Annotated in this window: 15 protein-coding genes; 10 read left to right on the forward strand and 5 right to left on the reverse strand. The window is 65.7% G+C overall.

The features are described 5' to 3' along the window. Positions 1–2: 2 nt before the first annotated feature. The gene (locus A9D12_RS05600; protein WP_068350420.1) at positions 3–1,718 is read right to left on the reverse strand and encodes a class I adenylate-forming enzyme family protein; all 1,716 of its coding nucleotides are present in this window, start codon (positions 1,716–1,718) and stop codon (positions 3–5) included. Positions 1,719–1,897: 179 nt separating this feature from the next. Here A9D12_RS05600 and lgt point away from each other — a divergent pair, with 179 nt between their 5' ends. From lgt to A9D12_RS05615, 3 genes are read left to right on the forward strand one after another with little or no spacing between them, the layout of a single operon-like run. Continuing rightward, on the forward strand, positions 1,898–2,779 hold the full coding sequence (gene lgt / locus A9D12_RS05605; RefSeq protein ID WP_068350421.1) for a prolipoprotein diacylglyceryl transferase: 882 nt from the start codon (positions 1,898–1,900) through the stop codon (positions 2,777–2,779). Further along, a complete protein-coding gene (locus tag A9D12_RS15150; RefSeq protein ID WP_335645790.1) occupies positions 2,683–4,839 on the forward strand; it encodes a class I SAM-dependent methyltransferase in 2,157 nt (718 codons plus the stop codon). The genes lgt and A9D12_RS15150 overlap by 97 nt, the downstream gene beginning before the upstream one ends. Positions 4,840–4,844: 5 nt before the next feature. After that, on the forward strand, positions 4,845–5,273 hold the full coding sequence (locus A9D12_RS05615) for a DUF2147 domain-containing protein (RefSeq protein ID WP_068353755.1): 429 nt from the start codon (positions 4,845–4,847) through the stop codon (positions 5,271–5,273). Between the two features lie 15 nt (positions 5,274–5,288). Here the strand turns inward: A9D12_RS05615 and A9D12_RS05620 are convergent, their stop codons facing one another. Together A9D12_RS05620 and A9D12_RS05625 are read right to left on the reverse strand one after the other, a co-directional pair. Beyond that, positions 5,289–6,827 (reverse strand): ABC transporter permease/substrate-binding protein, encoded by a 1,539-nt coding sequence (locus tag A9D12_RS05620; protein WP_068350422.1) that lies wholly within the window; start codon positions 6,825–6,827, stop codon positions 5,289–5,291. Beyond that, complete coding sequence (locus A9D12_RS05625; RefSeq protein ID WP_068350423.1) at positions 6,824–7,594, reverse strand: ATP-binding cassette domain-containing protein; 771 nt, start codon at positions 7,592–7,594, stop codon at positions 6,824–6,826. The genes A9D12_RS05620 and A9D12_RS05625 overlap by 4 nt, the downstream gene beginning before the upstream one ends. Before the next feature lie 116 nt (positions 7,595–7,710). Here A9D12_RS05625 and A9D12_RS05630 point away from each other — a divergent pair, with 116 nt between their 5' ends. From A9D12_RS05630 to A9D12_RS05660, 7 genes are all read left to right on the forward strand, one after another. Further along, positions 7,711–8,877 (forward strand): isovaleryl-CoA dehydrogenase, encoded by a 1,167-nt coding sequence (locus tag A9D12_RS05630; RefSeq protein ID WP_068350424.1) that lies wholly within the window; start codon positions 7,711–7,713, stop codon positions 8,875–8,877. A 38-nt stretch (positions 8,878–8,915) separates the two neighbouring features. Next, on the forward strand, positions 8,916–9,320 hold the full coding sequence (locus A9D12_RS05635; RefSeq protein WP_068353763.1) for a hypothetical protein: 405 nt from the start codon (positions 8,916–8,918) through the stop codon (positions 9,318–9,320). Positions 9,321–9,348: 28 nt separating this feature from the next. Next, positions 9,349–9,654, forward strand: a complete 306-nt coding sequence (locus tag A9D12_RS05640) for an alkylphosphonate utilization protein (RefSeq protein WP_068350425.1) — start codon at positions 9,349–9,351, stop codon at positions 9,652–9,654. A gap of 10 nt (positions 9,655–9,664) precedes the next feature. Continuing rightward, positions 9,665–11,272 carry a carboxyl transferase domain-containing protein gene (locus tag A9D12_RS05645; protein WP_068350426.1) on the forward strand — a complete coding sequence of 536 codons (1,608 nt, stop codon included), beginning with the start codon at positions 9,665–9,667 and terminating at the stop codon, positions 11,270–11,272. Positions 11,273–11,363: 91 nt separating this feature from the next. Then, positions 11,364–11,999 (forward strand): 1-acyl-sn-glycerol-3-phosphate acyltransferase, encoded by a 636-nt coding sequence (locus A9D12_RS05650; protein WP_068350427.1) that lies wholly within the window; start codon positions 11,364–11,366, stop codon positions 11,997–11,999. After that, positions 11,992–12,789 carry a DUF1295 domain-containing protein gene (locus tag A9D12_RS05655; protein WP_068350428.1) on the forward strand — a complete coding sequence of 266 codons (798 nt, stop codon included), beginning with the start codon at positions 11,992–11,994 and terminating at the stop codon, positions 12,787–12,789. The genes A9D12_RS05650 and A9D12_RS05655 overlap by 8 nt, the downstream gene beginning before the upstream one ends. A 128-nt stretch (positions 12,790–12,917) precedes the next feature. Beyond that, complete coding sequence (locus tag A9D12_RS05660) at positions 12,918–13,556, forward strand: hypothetical protein (RefSeq protein ID WP_068353765.1); 639 nt, start codon at positions 12,918–12,920, stop codon at positions 13,554–13,556. Between the two features lie 27 nt (positions 13,557–13,583). Here A9D12_RS05660 and A9D12_RS05665 read toward each other — a convergent pair whose 3' ends face one another. Then, entirely contained in the window at positions 13,584–14,372 is a 789-nt protein-coding gene (locus A9D12_RS05665; protein WP_068350429.1) for a M50 family metallopeptidase, read from the reverse strand. Between the two features lie 2 nt (positions 14,373–14,374). Continuing rightward, the gene (locus A9D12_RS05670) at positions 14,375–15,514 is read right to left on the reverse strand and encodes an AI-2E family transporter (protein ID WP_082925409.1); all 1,140 of its coding nucleotides are present in this window, start codon (positions 15,512–15,514) and stop codon (positions 14,375–14,377) included. Positions 15,515–15,523: the final 9 nt, after the last annotated feature.

Raw genomic sequence — 15,523 nt, forward strand, 5'->3', positions numbered from 1 at the left:
GCTCATGCGGCGGCGGTCTGACCGAGATAGCGCGCCTTGACCGTGCGCTTGTCGATCTTCTGCGTGCCCAGCCGCGGCAAGGCTTCGCCCGCCATCCACATCTGCGATTCGAGCGGCACCTTGAACGGCGCGATCCGTTCGAGGAGGAACGCGCGCAGGTCTGCGGGGCTGATCGCCGGGCGGCCTTCCTTCATGGTGTAGACCGCCGCGGGCACCTCGCCGAACCGCTCGTCGGGCAGGCCGAAGACAGAGCATTCGCCGATATCGTCATGCGCGTAGATCGCGTCTTCCACCTCGATGCAGGAAATGTTCTCCCCGCCGCGGATGATGATGTCCTTCTTGCGGTCGACGATGAACAGATAGCCGTCCTCGTCGAGATAGCCCAGATCGCCGGTGCGGAAATAGCCGTCATCGGTGAAGGCGGCAGCGGTCGCCTCGGGGTTTTTCCAGTAGCCGCGGAAATTGGCCACCGAACGGATGCAGACCTCGCCTACCTGGCCTTGCGCCAGCGGATGGCCCAAATCATCGAGGATCGCCATGTCGACCAGCGGCTTCGAAGGGCGCCCCGTTGAACCGGGCTTGGCAAGATAGTTCTCGTTCAGGTTGCCGCAGCCCACCGCGTTGGTTTCAGTGAGGCCATAGCCCAGCAGCGGGAAACCGCCGGGGAAGGCTTCCTTGATCCGGGTGACATGCTCGACCGGACGCGGCGCACCGCCGGCGGCAAAGCTCTTGCAGGCCGACAGGTCGTAATTCTCGCGGTCGGGGTGGTTGGCGATTTCGTAGCTCATCAACGGCACGCCGACGAAATAGCTGACCTTTTCTTCCGCCATCAGCCGGATCGCTAGGCCCGCATCCCACTTGGGCATCAGCACCAGCTTGCGCGCGATCGCGAAGCTTTGCAGGAACAGCGGCACTTCGCCCGTCACATGGAACAAGGGGACTGCGACCAGCGCGCAGGGCTGATCGGTGATCACCTCGCCGCCGCTTTCGAGATGCACCTTGGCCATCGCCGACTGCGCGACGTAATTCATCACGCCGCTCACCACGCCGCGGTGATCGGACCATGCGCCCTTGGACTTGCCGGTCGAACCCGAGGTGTAGAGGATCGTCGCCATGTCGTCGGGGCCGAGTTCGGCGAGCATCGCCATCGCGGCAGGCGCGCCCTGCGGCGTCGCCCAGACCGCGACCAGCCCTTCGGCGGGCGGATTGCCATGGGTGAACAGCACGACCTTGGCCGGGTGCGCATGGCCTTCGAGCCGCGCGGCGCGGGCTTCGTCGGCGAGCAGCAGCCTGGCTTCGGCCAGATCGAGCCCGTAGGCGAGCTCCTCACCGCTCGAAAAACCGTTAAGCAGGGTCGCGCAGCCGCCGGCCATGATGATCCCCATGTAAGCGATCATCCAGTTGGCCGAATTGCGCGCGGCGATGCCGACGCGGTCGCCCTTTTCGATGCCGTGATCGCGCACCAGGCTTTCGGCAACGCAGGTCGCCGCGGCATAGGCTTCGCCGAAGGTCAGCCGGATATCGCCATCGACAAGGAAGGGGATATCCTTGTTCTGGTTGCAGAAATGCGCGAAATAATGGGCCAGCGTCGGGGGCGCTGCAGCAAAGGCGGGCATGGTCACACCGTCGCGGGTGAAAGGCACGGTGGCAAAAGGCTGTCCCTCGGCGGTCAATCCGGTGATGATCGCTTCGAGCGCATTGTCCAGCTGGGTGGGCATGCGGGTTGATTCCTCTCTCTTCATTGCAGCGGCCCTTGATCGGGCCGCCTGTCCCATTCCTCCCGGCGTGCGCCGCGCCCCTTCCCCTGCCCCGCGCGCTGTGCCAGAAGCGCCGGCGCGAGCGGGGCCGTGTCGGGCACACCGATACGGCATATCATTGTCATTAAGAGGTTCGCCCTGTGCTGTCACTACTTGCCGCAAGCGGCGTTGCCGAACCGATCCAATGGGCCAGTCTGGGGCTGAAACCGGGGATCGAGATCGGTTCTTTCACCCTGCGCTACTATTCGCTGGCCTATCTTCTGGGCGTGATCTTTGCCTATTGGCACACGTCGAAAGCGCTGAAGCAGCCCGGCGCGCCGATGGCGCAGCGGCATGCCGACGATCTGTTCTTCTACTGCACGCTGGGCGTCATTCTCGGCGGGCGGCTTGGCTACGCGATGTTCTACGACACCAGCCTGTGGACCGATTTTTCGGGCGACGGCATCGTTTCGTGGCGCTTGCTGCGTTTGTGGGACGGGGGAATGAGCTTCCATGGCGGGCTGATGGGCGTGACGCTGGCGATGGCCTATGTCGCGTGGCGCGATAAGCTCAACTTCATCCGCGTGGTCGACTATGTAAGCGTCGGCGTGCCGATGGGGATGCTGCTTGGCCGGCTGGCGAACTTCGTCAATGGCGAGCTGTGGGGCCGGGTGACCGATGTGCCATGGGCGATGGTATTCCCGCGCGATCCCGATGCGCTGGCGCGCCACCCCAGCCAGCTTTATCAGGCCGGGCTCGAAGGGCTGGCGATGCTGGTTATCATGCTGAGCCTGTTCTGGTTCACCCGCGCGCGCTATCGCCCGGGCCTGCTCGCCGGCGTGTTCACCGTAGGCATGGGCGTATCGCGGTTCGTGAACGAGTTTTTCCGCCAGCCGGATCAACAACTGGCTGACTTTGCGGCCCGGACCGGGCTATCGATGGGGCAATGGCTGACGATACCGCTTATCCTGACTGGATTGATTGTCGTGATCTTCGCGCTGCGCAAGCCGGCGCTCGCGGCGACGACGCCGACTCCGGCCTGAAGGCGGCGGATGGGCCCGGGGTCTGGCGCAGCGCGCTCAGGCTGATCGATCCCGCGCCCGAACCGGTCGCCGCGCCCGCGCCGAGCGAAGCGGCGCGTGCGGCTGCGCGGGCACGCACCGACGCGATGCTGCGCCAGAAGGCGGAAGGCCTGGCGCGCGCTGCCGCCGCGGAAGAGCGCGCCCGTCAGATCAAGGAAGCCCGCGCGCGCGAAAAGGCCGAGGCCGAAGCGCGCGCTGCAGCCGAACGCGAGGCCCGCGAGAAAGCCGCCGCCGAGGCGCGGGCGCGCAAGGCTGCCGAAGCCGAAGCAAGGGCACGTGCCGAGGCCGAAGCGCGTGCCAAAGCCGCTGCCGAAGCGCAGGCGCGCAAGGAAGCCAAGGCCCGCGCCGAAGCCGAGGCAAAGGCGGCCAAAGAAGCCAAGGCGCGCGCCGAGGCCGAGGAAAAGGCGCGCCGCGAGGCTGAAGAGACCGCTCGCCGCGAGGCCGAGGCTGCCGCAGCCGCTGCGAGGGCCGCTGCCGAAGAACAGGCCCGCCGCGAAGCTGCTGCCCGCACCAAGGCCGAAGCCGAGGCCCGCGCCCGCGCCGAAGCCGAAGCGCGCGCCAAGGCCGCCGAGGAAGCCCGGCTGAAAAAGGAGGCCGAAGCGCGAGCCCGTGCCGAGGCCAAGGCGCGTGCCAAGGCCGAAGCCGAGGCCCGCGCCCGCGCCGAAGCCGAGTCGCGCGCCAAGGCTGCCGCAGAGGAGCAGGCCCGCCGCGAAGCCGAAGCCCGCGCCCGCGCCGAAGCCGAGGAACGCGCACGCCACGTAGCGGCGGAAGCCGCTCGGCAAGCCGCCGAGGAACAGGCCCGCCGCGAGGCCGAAGCCGCCGCCGAAGCGGCCCGTCTGGCAGCAGAGGAAGAAGCACGGCTTGCCGCCGAGGCCGAAGCTGCGCGGATCGCTGCCGAAGAGCGGGCGCGGCGCGAGGCCGAGGAAGCCGCCGCAGCCGAACAGGCGCGGCTTGAAGCCGAAGTCATCGCCCGCGCGAATGTCGACGTGCCCAAGCTGCTCAGGCGCTTGATCCGCGAAACCGGGCCGATCAGCCTCGCGCAGTTCATGGGCGAAAGCAACGCGCGCTATTACGCCAGCCGCGATCCCCTGGGCGCGCAGGGCGATTTCATCACCGCGCCCGAAATCAGCCAGATGTTCGGCGAGCTGATCGGGCTATGGTTGGCGGATCTGTGGGTGCGTATGGGCAGCCGCAAGCGGATCCACTATGTCGAGCTTGGCCCGGGGCGCGGTACGCTGGCGAAGGATGCGCTGGGCGCGGCCGCGCGCTACCAGTTCGCGCCGGAGATCCATTTCGTCGAAACATCGGCATCCTTGCGCAAGATCCAGCGCGAGGCATTTCCGGGCTGTCACCACCACCACGATATCTCGACCCTGCCCGATGATGCCCCGCTGCTGATCGTCGCCAACGAGTTTTTCGATGCGCTGCCGATCCATCAGCTGGTGCGAAGCGCCGATGGCTGGTTCGACCGGCTGGTCGGGCTGGACGGCGAGGCCTTCACCTTGATGGCGGGCCGCGAGCGGATGGATCACCTCGTCCCGCCAAGCTGGCGCAGCGCTGCCCAAGGCGCGATGATCGAAACCAGCCCTGCGAGCGTTGCGCTCATGGCCGATATCGCCCGCCGGCTGAAGGATCAGGGCGGTGCCGCGCTGATCATCGATTACGGGCACATGGAACTTCGCTCGGGGTCGACCTTGCAGGCGTTGAAGGCGCACCAGAAGGTCGATGTGTTCGCCCATCCCGGCGATGCCGACATCACCGCGCATGTCGATTTTGAACTGTTGAAACAGGTTGCCGAGGACAACGGCGCCGACCTGATGGGGCTGCAATTCCAGGGCGAATGGCTGCGCCAGATGGGGATCGACACGCGGATGGAGGCGTTGCAGCGCCGCAATCCCGCGCAAGGGCAAGTGATCAAGCGGCAGCGCGACCGGCTGGTCGAGGACAATCAGATGGGCACCTTGTTCAAGGTGCTGGGGATCTGCGGGCGGCGCTGGCCGTTCGGTGCGGGGTTCGAATGATGGGGATGATCAAAACGCGGATCGCCGGTGCGGCGATCGCCTTTGGCGCAGCGGCGCTCGCGCTGCCCGCGTGGGCGGCCGAGCCGATCACGGGCCGCTGGGTGACACAGGACAAGGCCGCCGTTGTTGCCATTGCACCATGCGGCGCGGCGCTGTGCGGCCGGATCGAACGCTTCCTCGTTCCCGCGGCGCAGGGCAACGACCAGCGCGATGTCAACAACCCCGATCCCGCCAAGCGCACACGCAAACTGCTGGGTACCGCAATTCTGTCCGGCCTTGCTGCCGACGGAGACGGATGGCGCGGGCAGGTTTACGACCCCAAGAAGGGCAAGACCTATACGGCGAAACTGCGCCGCAAGCCTGACGGGACGCTGGAAGTGAAGGGCTGTCTCGGCCCGTTCTGCCAGGCACAGGTGTGGAAGCGCGCGTCCTGACCGGACAGCGCGCGGCTAAAGCCCGATCTTCCTCGCCAACGCGGCCGCGGCGGCCTTGGGCGTAAGCTTGCCCGCATCCTCGCGGTCGACCGCGTAGTTCGCCTCGCGCATCGCTTCGACGCTGATCGCACCCAGCAGCGGCTGAAGCGCGGCGGTCACGCCTGCGTCCTGCGCAATCCGCGGGGAGAGGATCAGCAGCGCATCATAGCTCGGCAGCGCGCCCTTGGGATCGGCGAGCACCACCAGCCTGTCCGCCGCGATCCGCCCGTCCGAGGTGTAGGCGCTGATGACATCCGCCTCGCCCGAGGCGAGCGCATTGTACATGAAGGTCGGCGCGAAATTGCGCGTCCTGCCGAAGCTGAGGCCATAGGCATCGCGCACCGCGAGCCATTCGGGCCGCTCGAAGAATTCGGGATCGCCGCCAACGGTCAGGCCCGGGCCCTTGCCCACCAGATCGGCAAGGCTGGTGACGCCCAGCGCGCGCGCGCGGTCGGCGCGCATCGCAAAGGCATAAGCGTTCTCGAACCCGAGCCGGCCCAGCACTTTGATCCCGTTTTCGCGCTGCTCCCAGTCGCGGATCGTCTCGAACATCGCCTCGCGGCCCGGATTGTCCGCGCGTTTGAGATAGTTGGCCCAGATCGTCCCGGTATAATCGACCGAGATGTCGACGCTCGAGGCGGCCACCGCAGAATGGACGACCGCGCTGCCCAGCCCGTCGCGGTAGATCACGCGGTATCCCGCCGCCTCCAGCCGCGCGCCAATCAGTTGCGCAAGGATATATTGTTCGGAAAATTGCTTGGCCGCGATCACGATCGGGCGTTCCTCGCTGTCGGGGCGCTGACCCCATAGCGCGGCGAGGATACCGAGCACGACGATCGCGACGCCGCCCAACGTCATCCACCGCTTGCGCCGGGCCAGACCGACCTCGATCACCCAGAGCAGGTTGTCGGCGGCAAGCGCAAGGCCCGCGCTCGCCAGACACCCGGCCAGCACCAGCGCCCAGTTCTGGGTTTGCAGCCCGGCAAAGATCGGATCGCCGAGGCTGGGCTGGCCGATCGTGGTGGCGAGCGTTGCCGCCCCGATGGTCCAGACGCTCGCGGTGCGGATGCCGGCCATGATGAAAGGTGCCGCCAGTGGGGCTTCGACCAGTGTCAGTTTCTGCCACTTGGTCATGCCCACCCCGTCGGCGGCCTCAAGCACGCCTTCATCGAGATTGGCCTGCGCGGTAACCGCGTTTCTCAGGATCGGCAGCAACGCATAAAGCGTCAGTGCCATCAACGCGGGCAGAAAGCCCAGAGTCGGCAGGCCTTCGCCAAAGATGCTGCGCAAGGACAGCAGCAGCGGGAAGAACAGCGCCAGCAGCGCAAGCGCGGGGATCGTCTGGACGAGGCTCGCCAGGCTCAGCACCACGCGCGAGACCACCGCCGAACGGCCCGCCCACACCGCCAGCGGCAGTGCGATCAGGATCGCCAGCCCGATCGCGCTGGCCGACAGCACGACATGCGCCGACAATTTGTCGCCGAGGCCGGGAAGAATGTCCCAGATGGCGTTCACGGCGCGCGTTCCATCGCGGCGAGCCGTTCGGCCTGCTGGCGGGGCACTGCGACAAGCCCCTGCGCGATTGCGCCGCCTGCACCTGCCAGCAGCGCGCGCGGGGTTTCGTCCGCAACCAGCGCGCCCGCGTTCATCACCAGCACCCGGTCGGCCAGCAACAGCGCCTCGGCCATGTCGTGGGTGACCATCACGGTGGTAAGGCCCAGCGCATCGTGCAACTCGCGCACCTTGCGGCCCAGCGCGTCGCGCGTGATCGGGTCGAGCGCGCCGAAAGGCTCGTCCATGATCAGCAGTTCCGGTCCGCCCGCCAGCGCGCGCGCCACGCCGACCCGCTGGCGCTGTCCGCCAGAAAGTTCGTCGGGCATCCGCGTGGCAAAGGCGGGATCGAGTTCGACCAGTTCGAGCAATTCGGCAATCCGCGATGGCGCAAGCTTTTCCCCTGCCAGCCGCGGGCCGATCGCAATGTTCTCGGCGACCGAGAAATGCGGGAACAGGCCGATGCCCTGAAACACGTATCCCACCCGGCGGCGCAACGCGGCGGGCCTCAGATCGCGCACATCGGCTTGCGCGAACAGCACGCGCCCTTCGGTCGCCGCGACCAGCGTGTTCACCGTCTTTAGCAATGTCGACTTGCCCGATCCCGATGCGCCCACCAGCGCCACGAAGCTGCCGGCGGCGATATCGCAGGTGACCCCGTCCACCGCGGTCACATCGCCGAAGCGGCAGATCACCCCGTCGAAGCGGAGAAGGGGCTGGGCGATGTCCATGCAGGGAGCAGGATTAGCGAGAATGATACGGCCGCGCCAGCGTCTCCGATTGGCGTTTGCGTGTTGGCTTGCTATGCGCAGCCGCAGAACAATCATTACGCGGCGAGGAACAATTCATGCGCGCCACCCCCGATTTCGACTTCCAGCTTGGCGAAGCGGCCGAGATGATCCGTGAAAGCACGGCGCGCTTTGCCGATGAGCAGATCATGCCGCTGGCGGACCGCACCGACCGCGAAGACCGCTTCCCGCGCGAATTGTGGGAGCCGATGGGCGCATTGGGCCTGCACGGGATTACGGTCGAGGAAGAATGGGGCGGGTTGGGCCTCGGCTACCTTGAACACGTGATCGCGGTCGAGGAAGTCAGCCGCGCATCGGCCAGCATCGGCCTTTCCTACGGCGCGCATTCGAACCTCTGCCTCAACCAGATCCGCCGTTGGGGCAATGACGAGCAGAAGGCGAAATATCTCCCCAAGCTGATCAGCGGCGAACACGTCGGCAGCCTCGCCATGTCCGAAGCGGGTGCAGGGTCGGACGTGGTTTCGATGAAGCTGAAGGCCGAGGCGGTTCAGGGCGGCTATGTGCTGAACGGCACCAAGTTCTGGATCACCAACGCGCCCGAGGCCGACACGCTGGTGGTCTATGCCAAGACCGATGGCGCCGCCGGATCGCGCGGCATCACCGCCTTCCTGATCGAGAAGGGCGACGAAGGCTTTGCCATCGGCCAGAAGATCAGCAAGGTCGGCATGAAGGGCTCGCCCACCGCCGAGCTGGTGTTCACCGACTGCTTCATCCCCGAAGAGCGCATCATGGGACCGCTGAACGGCGGTGTGGGCGTGCTGATGAGCGGGCTCGATTACGAGCGCGTGGTGCTCGCCGGGTTGCAACTCGGCATCATGCAGGCCTGCCTCGACACGGTGATCCCCTACCTGCGCGAGAGGAAGCAGTTCGGAAAACCCATCGGCAGCTTCCAACTGATGCAGGCCAAGGTCGCCGACATGTATGTCGCGCTGCAATCCGCGCGCGCCTACACCTATGCGGTGGCGAAGGCCTGCGACGCCGGCCAGACGACGCGCTTCGATGCGGCGGGCGTGATTTTGCTTGCGAGCGAGAACGCCTTCAAGGTCGCCGCTGAAAGCGTGCAGGCGCTGGGCGGCGCGGGCTACACCACCGACTGGCCGGTCGAACGCTACATGCGCGATGCCAAGCTGCTCGATATCGGTGCGGGCACCAACGAAATCCGCCGGATGCTGATCGGGCGCGAATTGATCGGGGCGGCAGGGTGAAGTCCGCTGGCAAAAACTGGCTGGTCGCAGCCGCCGTCATGAGCCTGCTCACCGCGCTGCTCCATGTTGCCTCGATCATCGGGGGCGGTGACTGGTACCGCTTCTTCGGGGCTGGCGAGCAGATGGCCCGGCTCGACGAAGCCGGTTCGTGGAAGCCTGCGATCATCACCGGCGTCATCGCGATCATCCTTGCCGGGTGGTGCCTCTACGCGCTTTCCGGGGCAGGCATGGTACGCCGGGTGCCGCTGCTGCGCACCGGTCTCATCGCCATCACTGTCGTGCTGCTGGCGCGGACAGCCTGTCTCGCCTTTCCGGCGACTTGGGGGCCGGATGCGAGCTTTGCTTTCATGGCAGTGACATCTGCGATCACCGGGATCATGGGTCTGGCCTTTGCCGTCGGGATCGCCAAATCGTGGCGATACATGAAGCCATCTTCGGTATGACCGCCAAGCTTAAAATGGGGAACGGGCGATGAGCGGCGACGAAGACTACGTCTATGACGAGGCCAGCGGCGAGTGGCTGCCAGCCTCCGAACTTGCCGCCAAGCAGGCGGCTGAGAACACGGTCGAGGTGCGCGATGCGGTCGGCAACCTGCTGGCCGATGGCGATGCGGTGACGCTGATCAAGGATCTCGAGGTCAAGGGCGCAGGCAAGACCTTGAAGCAGGGCACGCTCATCAAGTCGATCCGCCTGACCGGCGACAGCCAAGAGATCGACTGCAAATATCCCGGCATCAAGGGCCTCGTCCTGCGGGCCGAATTCGTGCGGAAACGCTGAGGACTTCATCATGACTGCCCCCACGCTTACGACCAAACTCGACCGCGAGAGCCCTGAGGCGAAGGCCCGCTTCGCGCACAATCACGCGCTGGCACAAGACCTGCGCGCCCGCGTGGCCGAGGCTGCCCTTGGCGGCACGGAAAAATCGCGCGAGCGGCATGTGTCGCGCGGCAAGCTGCTCCCGCGCGAGCGGGTGGAGCGGTTGCTCGATCCGGGCTCGCCCTTCCTCGAAGTCGGTCAGCTCGCTGCCAACGGGATGTATGAAGGCGACGTCAACGGCGCATCGCTGATCTGCGGCGTGGGCCGCGTCTCGGGTCGGCAATGCATGATCGTGTGCAATGATGCGACCGTGAAGGGCGGCACCTATTACCCGATGACGGTCAAGAAGCACCTGCGCGCGCAGGAGATTGCGCAGGAGAATCGCCTGCCGTGCATTTACCTGGTCGACAGCGGCGGGGCGAACCTGCCGCATCAGGCCGAGGTCTTCCCCGACCGCGATCACTTCGGGCGGATATTCTTCAATCAGGCGAATATGTCTGCGCTGGGCATCCCGCAGATCGCCTGCGTCATGGGAAGCTGCACTGCGGGCGGGGCCTACGTTCCCGCCATGTCCGACGAGACGGTGATCGTCCGCAACCAGGGCACGATCTTCCTCGCCGGCCCGCCGCTGGTAAAGGCCGCGACGGGCGAGGAGATCAGCGCAGAGGACTTGGGCGGCGGCGACTTGCACGCCAAGAAATCGGGCGTGGTCGATCACTTGGCCGAGAACGACGAACACGCGCTGACCATCGTGCGCGACATCGTGTCGCATCTCGGCGCGAACACCGGCGCGGCCAAGGACGTGGCGCTGAAAGACCCGCGCCCGCCCAAGTTCGATGCGGAAGACCTTTACGCGCTGATCCCCGATGACGTTCGCGCGCCTTACGATGTGAAGGAAGTGATCGCGCGGCTGGTCGACGGCAGTGAGTTCCACGAATTCAAGGCGCATTACGGCGCCACGCTGGTCTGCGGCTTTGCCCACATCTGGGGGATGCCGGTCGCGATCCTCGCCAACAACGGCGTGCTGTTTTCCGAAAGTGCGCAGAAGGGTGCGCATTTCATCGAGCTTGCCTGCCAGCGGCGCGTGCCCTTGCTGTTCCTGCAGAATATCTCCGGCTTCATGGTCGGCGGGAAATACGAGGCGGAAGGCATCGCCAAGCATGGCGCGAAGCTGGTGACGGCCGTCGCCACCGCCACCGTTCCCAAACTCACCGTGGTGATCGGCGGCAGTTTCGGCGCGGGCAACTACGGGATGTGCGGGCGCGCCTATTCGCCGCGCTTCATGTTCACCTGGCCCAATGCCCGCATCTCGGTGATGGGCGGTGAGCAGGCCGCGTCCGTGCTCGCTACCGTCCACCGCGACGCGGATACGTGGGACGCCGAGCAGGCCGAAGCCTTCAAGGCCCCGATACGCCAGAAATACGAGGACGAAGGCAACCCCTACTATGCCACTGCGCGATTGTGGGATGACGGCGTGATCGACCCGGTGCAGACCCGCGATGTCTTGGGCCTTGCGCTGGCGGCATCGCTCGAAGCGCCGATTGCCGAGCGTCCGAGCTTCGGCGTGTTCCGGATGTGATCTGAAACCCTCTCCCGCCCCCTTGCGTAACTAACCTCGATTAGGCCACAAGCAGCCAAGCCTTTTGGGAGAGGGCAACATTTTGCCGCATATGCCAACCACCCCTGCGCCCACGCGCGCGCCCACCTTGTTGTCGCGCATCGTGCGGCGGATCATCCTTGTCTTCTGGTATGCGCAAGGCTGGAAGGTGGTCGATCCGCTGCCGCGGCATTTGAAGAAATACGTGCTGGCGGGCGCGCCGCACACCTCGAACTGGGATTTCGTGTTCTTTACCGGCGCCACCCACGAGGAAGGCGTGAAGCCCAATTTCATGGGCAAGCACACGCTGTTCACCGGTATCATGCGGAATTTCATGTTCGACATGGGCGGCATCCCGGTCGATCGTCGCAGTCGGTTCAATGCCACCGAACAGGTCGCCGCCGAATTTGCCGCGCGCGATGAACTGGCGTTGGTGATCGCCTGCGAGGGCAGCCGCAAATCGGACGGCAAGTGGAAGTCGGGCTTCTACCACATCGCGCGCGCTGCCAGCGTGCCGATCGTTCCTGCCTTTGCCGACCACGGCACGCGGATCGTCAGCTTCGGCCCGCCGATGATGCCGACGGGCAATTACGGCGAGGATCTGCTCAAGATCGCCGAATGGTTCCGATCGAAACTGCCCGATTACGAGCGGTTCAAGGTCTTGGAGCAGCAGGCGCGCGACATTATCGCGGGCAAGAACGATGTTTGAGCTGCTCGCCCTTAACGCCGTGATCCTTCTGGTGCTGGTGCTGATCCAGTGGGCGATCAGCGTGAAGATCAACGATGTCAGCTTCATCGATGCCTTCTGGGGCGCGGGCATGGGCATTCTCGCTCTCGCAAGCTGGCTGCATGTTCCCGGCGGACCGGGCGCGCTCGCCACGCTGATCATGGGAATGACCGCGGCGTGGGGCTTCCGGCTCGGCATCCATCTGTTCCGGCGCTGGCAGCGCGAAGGCGAGGACAAGCGTTACAAGCTGATCCTCAAAAAGGCGCGTGAACAGGGCCACTTCGCCCGCGCCGCGCTGACCAAGGTGTGGCTGATGCAGGCGGTGCTGCTGTTTGCGGTCTCATCGCCTGCACAGGTCGGCATCCTTGCCAGCGGTGCGCCTGCCCCGATCCCGCCGCTGGCATGGGCGGGCTTTGCGCTGTGGAGCGTCGGCGTGTTCTTCGAATGGGTCGGCGACTGGCAATTGGCGCGCTTCAGGGCCGATCCGGCCAATCACGGCAAGGTGCTCGACACCGGGCTGTGGCGCTATACCCGCCACCCCAATTATTTCGGCGATTTCGCCGCATGGTGGGGCATCTGGCTTGCCTGCGCTGCGGCCGGATGGGAATATGCTGCCGCAACCGTGATCGGCCCGCTGTTCCTGAGCTTCACGCTCACCCGCTGGTCGGGCGTGACGCTGCTGGAAAAGGGCATGGACAAGTCCAAGGGCGACAAATACGCCGATTACAAGCGCCGCACATCGGCATTTTTCCCGCTTCCGCCGCGGAACTGAAAGACTGTGCGATCGTCTCACTTCACATGTCTTTCCCCTTGCTGCGCCGCGCAAAAATCGACGAGCGGCCCTTTATGCCTGCCCGCCTCTCGCCTATGATGGGCCCTGCGCGAGGAGGCGTGAGCGACATGTCATTGACCGAACCCGCCCGGCAGGCCGAGCGTGAGCGCGTGGCGCGCCACGTTCTCGATCTGGTCAAGGAACGCGGCGCAGAGGTGCCTTGGACGGTCGCCATGGCCGAAAGCGGCCTCACCCGCGCCCGGTTCGAAGCGCTGTTCGCCGATTACGACGACATGTTCGATGCCGTCGCGCAGACCTGGCTGGCGCCGCAACTGGCGGTGATGGAGGAGGTGCTCGCCTCGAACCTTCCGCCGCAGCGCAAGATGTACGAATTTTTCCGCCGCCGCTTCGTGATCGCGCAGGAACGGTTCCGCGCCGATCCGCATTTCTTCACGATCCTGTGCGAAATGGGTGCGGCCAATTTCGAGCGTGTGCGCTCCTACGTCGATCTTGCCGACCATTACCTGTGCGAACTGATCGCCGAAGCGCAGGCCGAAGGCTTCTTTGCCGGGCTCGAGATCGACGAGGCATTGTCGCTGATCAACCAGATGATCAGCAATTACACGCTCCCCGATGCGCTGATCTATCTCGGCGACAAGCTGACCGAGGCGAAACTGGCGCGGATCGTCGACACCATGTTCATCGGCCTGTCGGGAGAAGCCGGGGCGGATGCGTCGGGCGTCAACACGCTGAAAGTCGCAGGCTAGCCTTAGCGGCGGCGCGGGGCTTTGCGGTTACTGCCGGGGATCGCGGCGGAATTGCAGAACATTGGCCGGAAGCCTGGGGCCGGGGGGACGCAGCCGCTTGGCCGCCAGCGCGTATCTGAGCGCGGCGCCGATCATCAGCGCCGACAGTCCCAGCAAGACGCCGGCCCAAAGCCAGTGCGGCAGGCCCATCACCGCCGCGATCGCGCCGGTGTCGGACAGCATCGCCTGCCCGCCCAGAACGACCTCCTCGGTGAACAGGTAGCGCCAGTCCGACAGCGCGCTGAAGGCCGCCATCAGACCGAGGAACTGAAGGCTGAACCGCATGAAGGCGTCCGAGCCGCGCCATGCGACCGCGCCGATGATCGCGGCGGCGAGCGGCAAAGCCCACCAGCCGGTCGCCGAACGCACCCAGATGATGGTGCTGGCAAGGATCGCCAAGGCGACCAGGCCAAGCACGATGCGCCGCGCTCTGGGATGCGCGCTGGCGACGATCATGCCCGCGCCGGCAGCCGCCGGTGCCAAAGGGCCCCCGGCAGCGATCAGGGCCTGAAACACCCGCGGCGCATCGCCCGCGATCTGGTTGGCAGCAACACCCGATCCGTTGGGGAAGATCACCAGTTGTTCGAAGTTCTGGCCGAGCGCGATTGCGGTCAGCCCGTGGCCCATTTCGTGGAACCATGTGGTCAGGATGAAGAAGGGATAGGCGAGGTATTGCCCGAAAGGCAGCGCCGGCAGCAACGCGACCACGATGCCTGCGACAACCAGCCGGCCGATCGCCTCGCCTTGCGAGCCGGGTCTGACGATCGGGCCAGCCATGTCTATGCCCTGCCGGAAGCGTGGCCCGAGGAATCGACGTTGATGCCGTCGCTCTCTTCCTGCACGGACAGCTCATCCTCCTCGCGCTGCTCGCGCAGGATCGACCAGCTGGCGAGGAACAGCCCGGCCACCAGCGGGCCAAGCACGATCCCCGAAAAGCCGACGAGGCTGATCCCGCCGAGCGTGGTGACGAGGATGATCCAGTCGGGGATGCCCGTGTCGCGGCCAACGAGGATGGGGCGCAGAACGTTGTCCGCCGACGAGATGACGATCAAGCCGAACAGCAGAATAAAAATCCCCTGCCACGTGTCGCCGACGATCAGCAGCCACAGGCCCGCAGGCAGCCACACCGCGCCTGCGCCGATCACCGGGACCAGCGCGAAGATCGCCATCAGCACGCCGAACAGCAGCGCCGAAGGCACGCCCGCGATCAGCAGCGAAATCCAGCCCAGCGCGCCTTGCACCAGCGCGACAACGCCCGTGCCCTTGATCGTTGCGCGCACGATCCCGAGGAACCGTTCGGCGAGGCGTTCGGCGATGCTGCGTTCGACCGGGACCGCATTCATGATTCGCCGCCCGATCCGCTCGCCATCGCGCAAGAGGAAGAACATCACATAAAGCCCGACGCCAAGCGACAGGAAGAAACTCAATGCACCGCTGCCGATCAGCACCGCCTGCGAGGCGATCACGCCGGCACTCTGGGCGAGCAGTTCCTGCAGCCGGGCCTGGACCATCGTGACATTGGCCCATTCGCTGCGGTCGACCGCATTCTGCGCGAACTGCGGCAGCATGCCGTAGACCCGGTCATAGACCACCGCGAGATTGATCGGCTGTTGTTGCAGCGTCTCCATCAGCACGAAGGCCTGTTCGATCACCATGCTGGTGATCCATGCAGCCGGAACCAGCACCACGATGAAGATGGTCAGCAACGAAACCCCGGCGGCGGGATTGCGGCGCCCCTTCATCTGCCGCAACGTGTAGCGATACAGTGGCTGGAACATGATTGCCGCCAGCGCCGCCCACAGCAGGGGCTGCGCGAAGGGCAGCACGATAACGGCCATCAGCAGGCTGACGACCACGAGGATCGTCATGAAGCTGGTCTGTTGCAGTTCCTCGGTACGGGTCGTCGGCTGAACGGTCATGGCGTCTCG

The organism is Erythrobacter neustonensis (genome assembly GCF_001663175.1).
In the GTDB taxonomy this organism is placed as follows: domain Bacteria; phylum Pseudomonadota; class Alphaproteobacteria; order Sphingomonadales; family Sphingomonadaceae; genus Erythrobacter; species Erythrobacter neustonensis.

What these genes read in the sequence shown, in the direction of transcription:
- A9D12_RS05665 (WP_068350429.1), bottom strand. Translation starts at nt 14,372, where the DNA reads ATGGCTGGCCCGATCGTCAGACCCGGCTCGCAAGGCGAGGCGATCGGC.
- A9D12_RS05630 (WP_068350424.1), top strand. Translation starts at nt 7,711, where the DNA reads ATGCGCGCCACCCCCGATTTCGACTTCCAGCTTGGCGAAGCGGCCGAG.
- A9D12_RS05655 (WP_068350428.1), top strand. Translation starts at nt 11,992, where the DNA reads ATGTTTGAGCTGCTCGCCCTTAACGCCGTGATCCTTCTGGTGCTGGTG.
- A9D12_RS05645 (WP_068350426.1), top strand. Translation starts at nt 9,665, where the DNA reads ATGACTGCCCCCACGCTTACGACCAAACTCGACCGCGAGAGCCCTGAG.
- A9D12_RS05615 (WP_068353755.1), top strand. Translation starts at nt 4,845, where the DNA reads ATGATCAAAACGCGGATCGCCGGTGCGGCGATCGCCTTTGGCGCAGCG.
- A9D12_RS05640 (WP_068350425.1), top strand. Translation starts at nt 9,349, where the DNA reads ATGAGCGGCGACGAAGACTACGTCTATGACGAGGCCAGCGGCGAGTGG.
- A9D12_RS05635 (WP_068353763.1), top strand. Translation starts at nt 8,916, where the DNA reads ATGAGCCTGCTCACCGCGCTGCTCCATGTTGCCTCGATCATCGGGGGC.
- A9D12_RS05625 (WP_068350423.1), bottom strand. Translation starts at nt 7,594, where the DNA reads ATGGACATCGCCCAGCCCCTTCTCCGCTTCGACGGGGTGATCTGCCGC.
- A9D12_RS05670 (WP_082925409.1), bottom strand. Translation starts at nt 15,514, where the DNA reads ATGACCGTTCAGCCGACGACCCGTACCGAGGAACTGCAACAGACCAGC.
- A9D12_RS05600 (WP_068350420.1), bottom strand. Translation starts at nt 1,718, where the DNA reads ATGCCCACCCAGCTGGACAATGCGCTCGAAGCGATCATCACCGGATTG.
- A9D12_RS15150 (WP_335645790.1), top strand. Translation starts at nt 2,683, where the DNA reads ATGGCTGACGATACCGCTTATCCTGACTGGATTGATTGTCGTGATCTT.
- A9D12_RS05660 (WP_068353765.1), top strand. Translation starts at nt 12,918, where the DNA reads ATGTCATTGACCGAACCCGCCCGGCAGGCCGAGCGTGAGCGCGTGGCG.
- A9D12_RS05650 (WP_068350427.1), top strand. Translation starts at nt 11,364, where the DNA reads ATGCCAACCACCCCTGCGCCCACGCGCGCGCCCACCTTGTTGTCGCGC.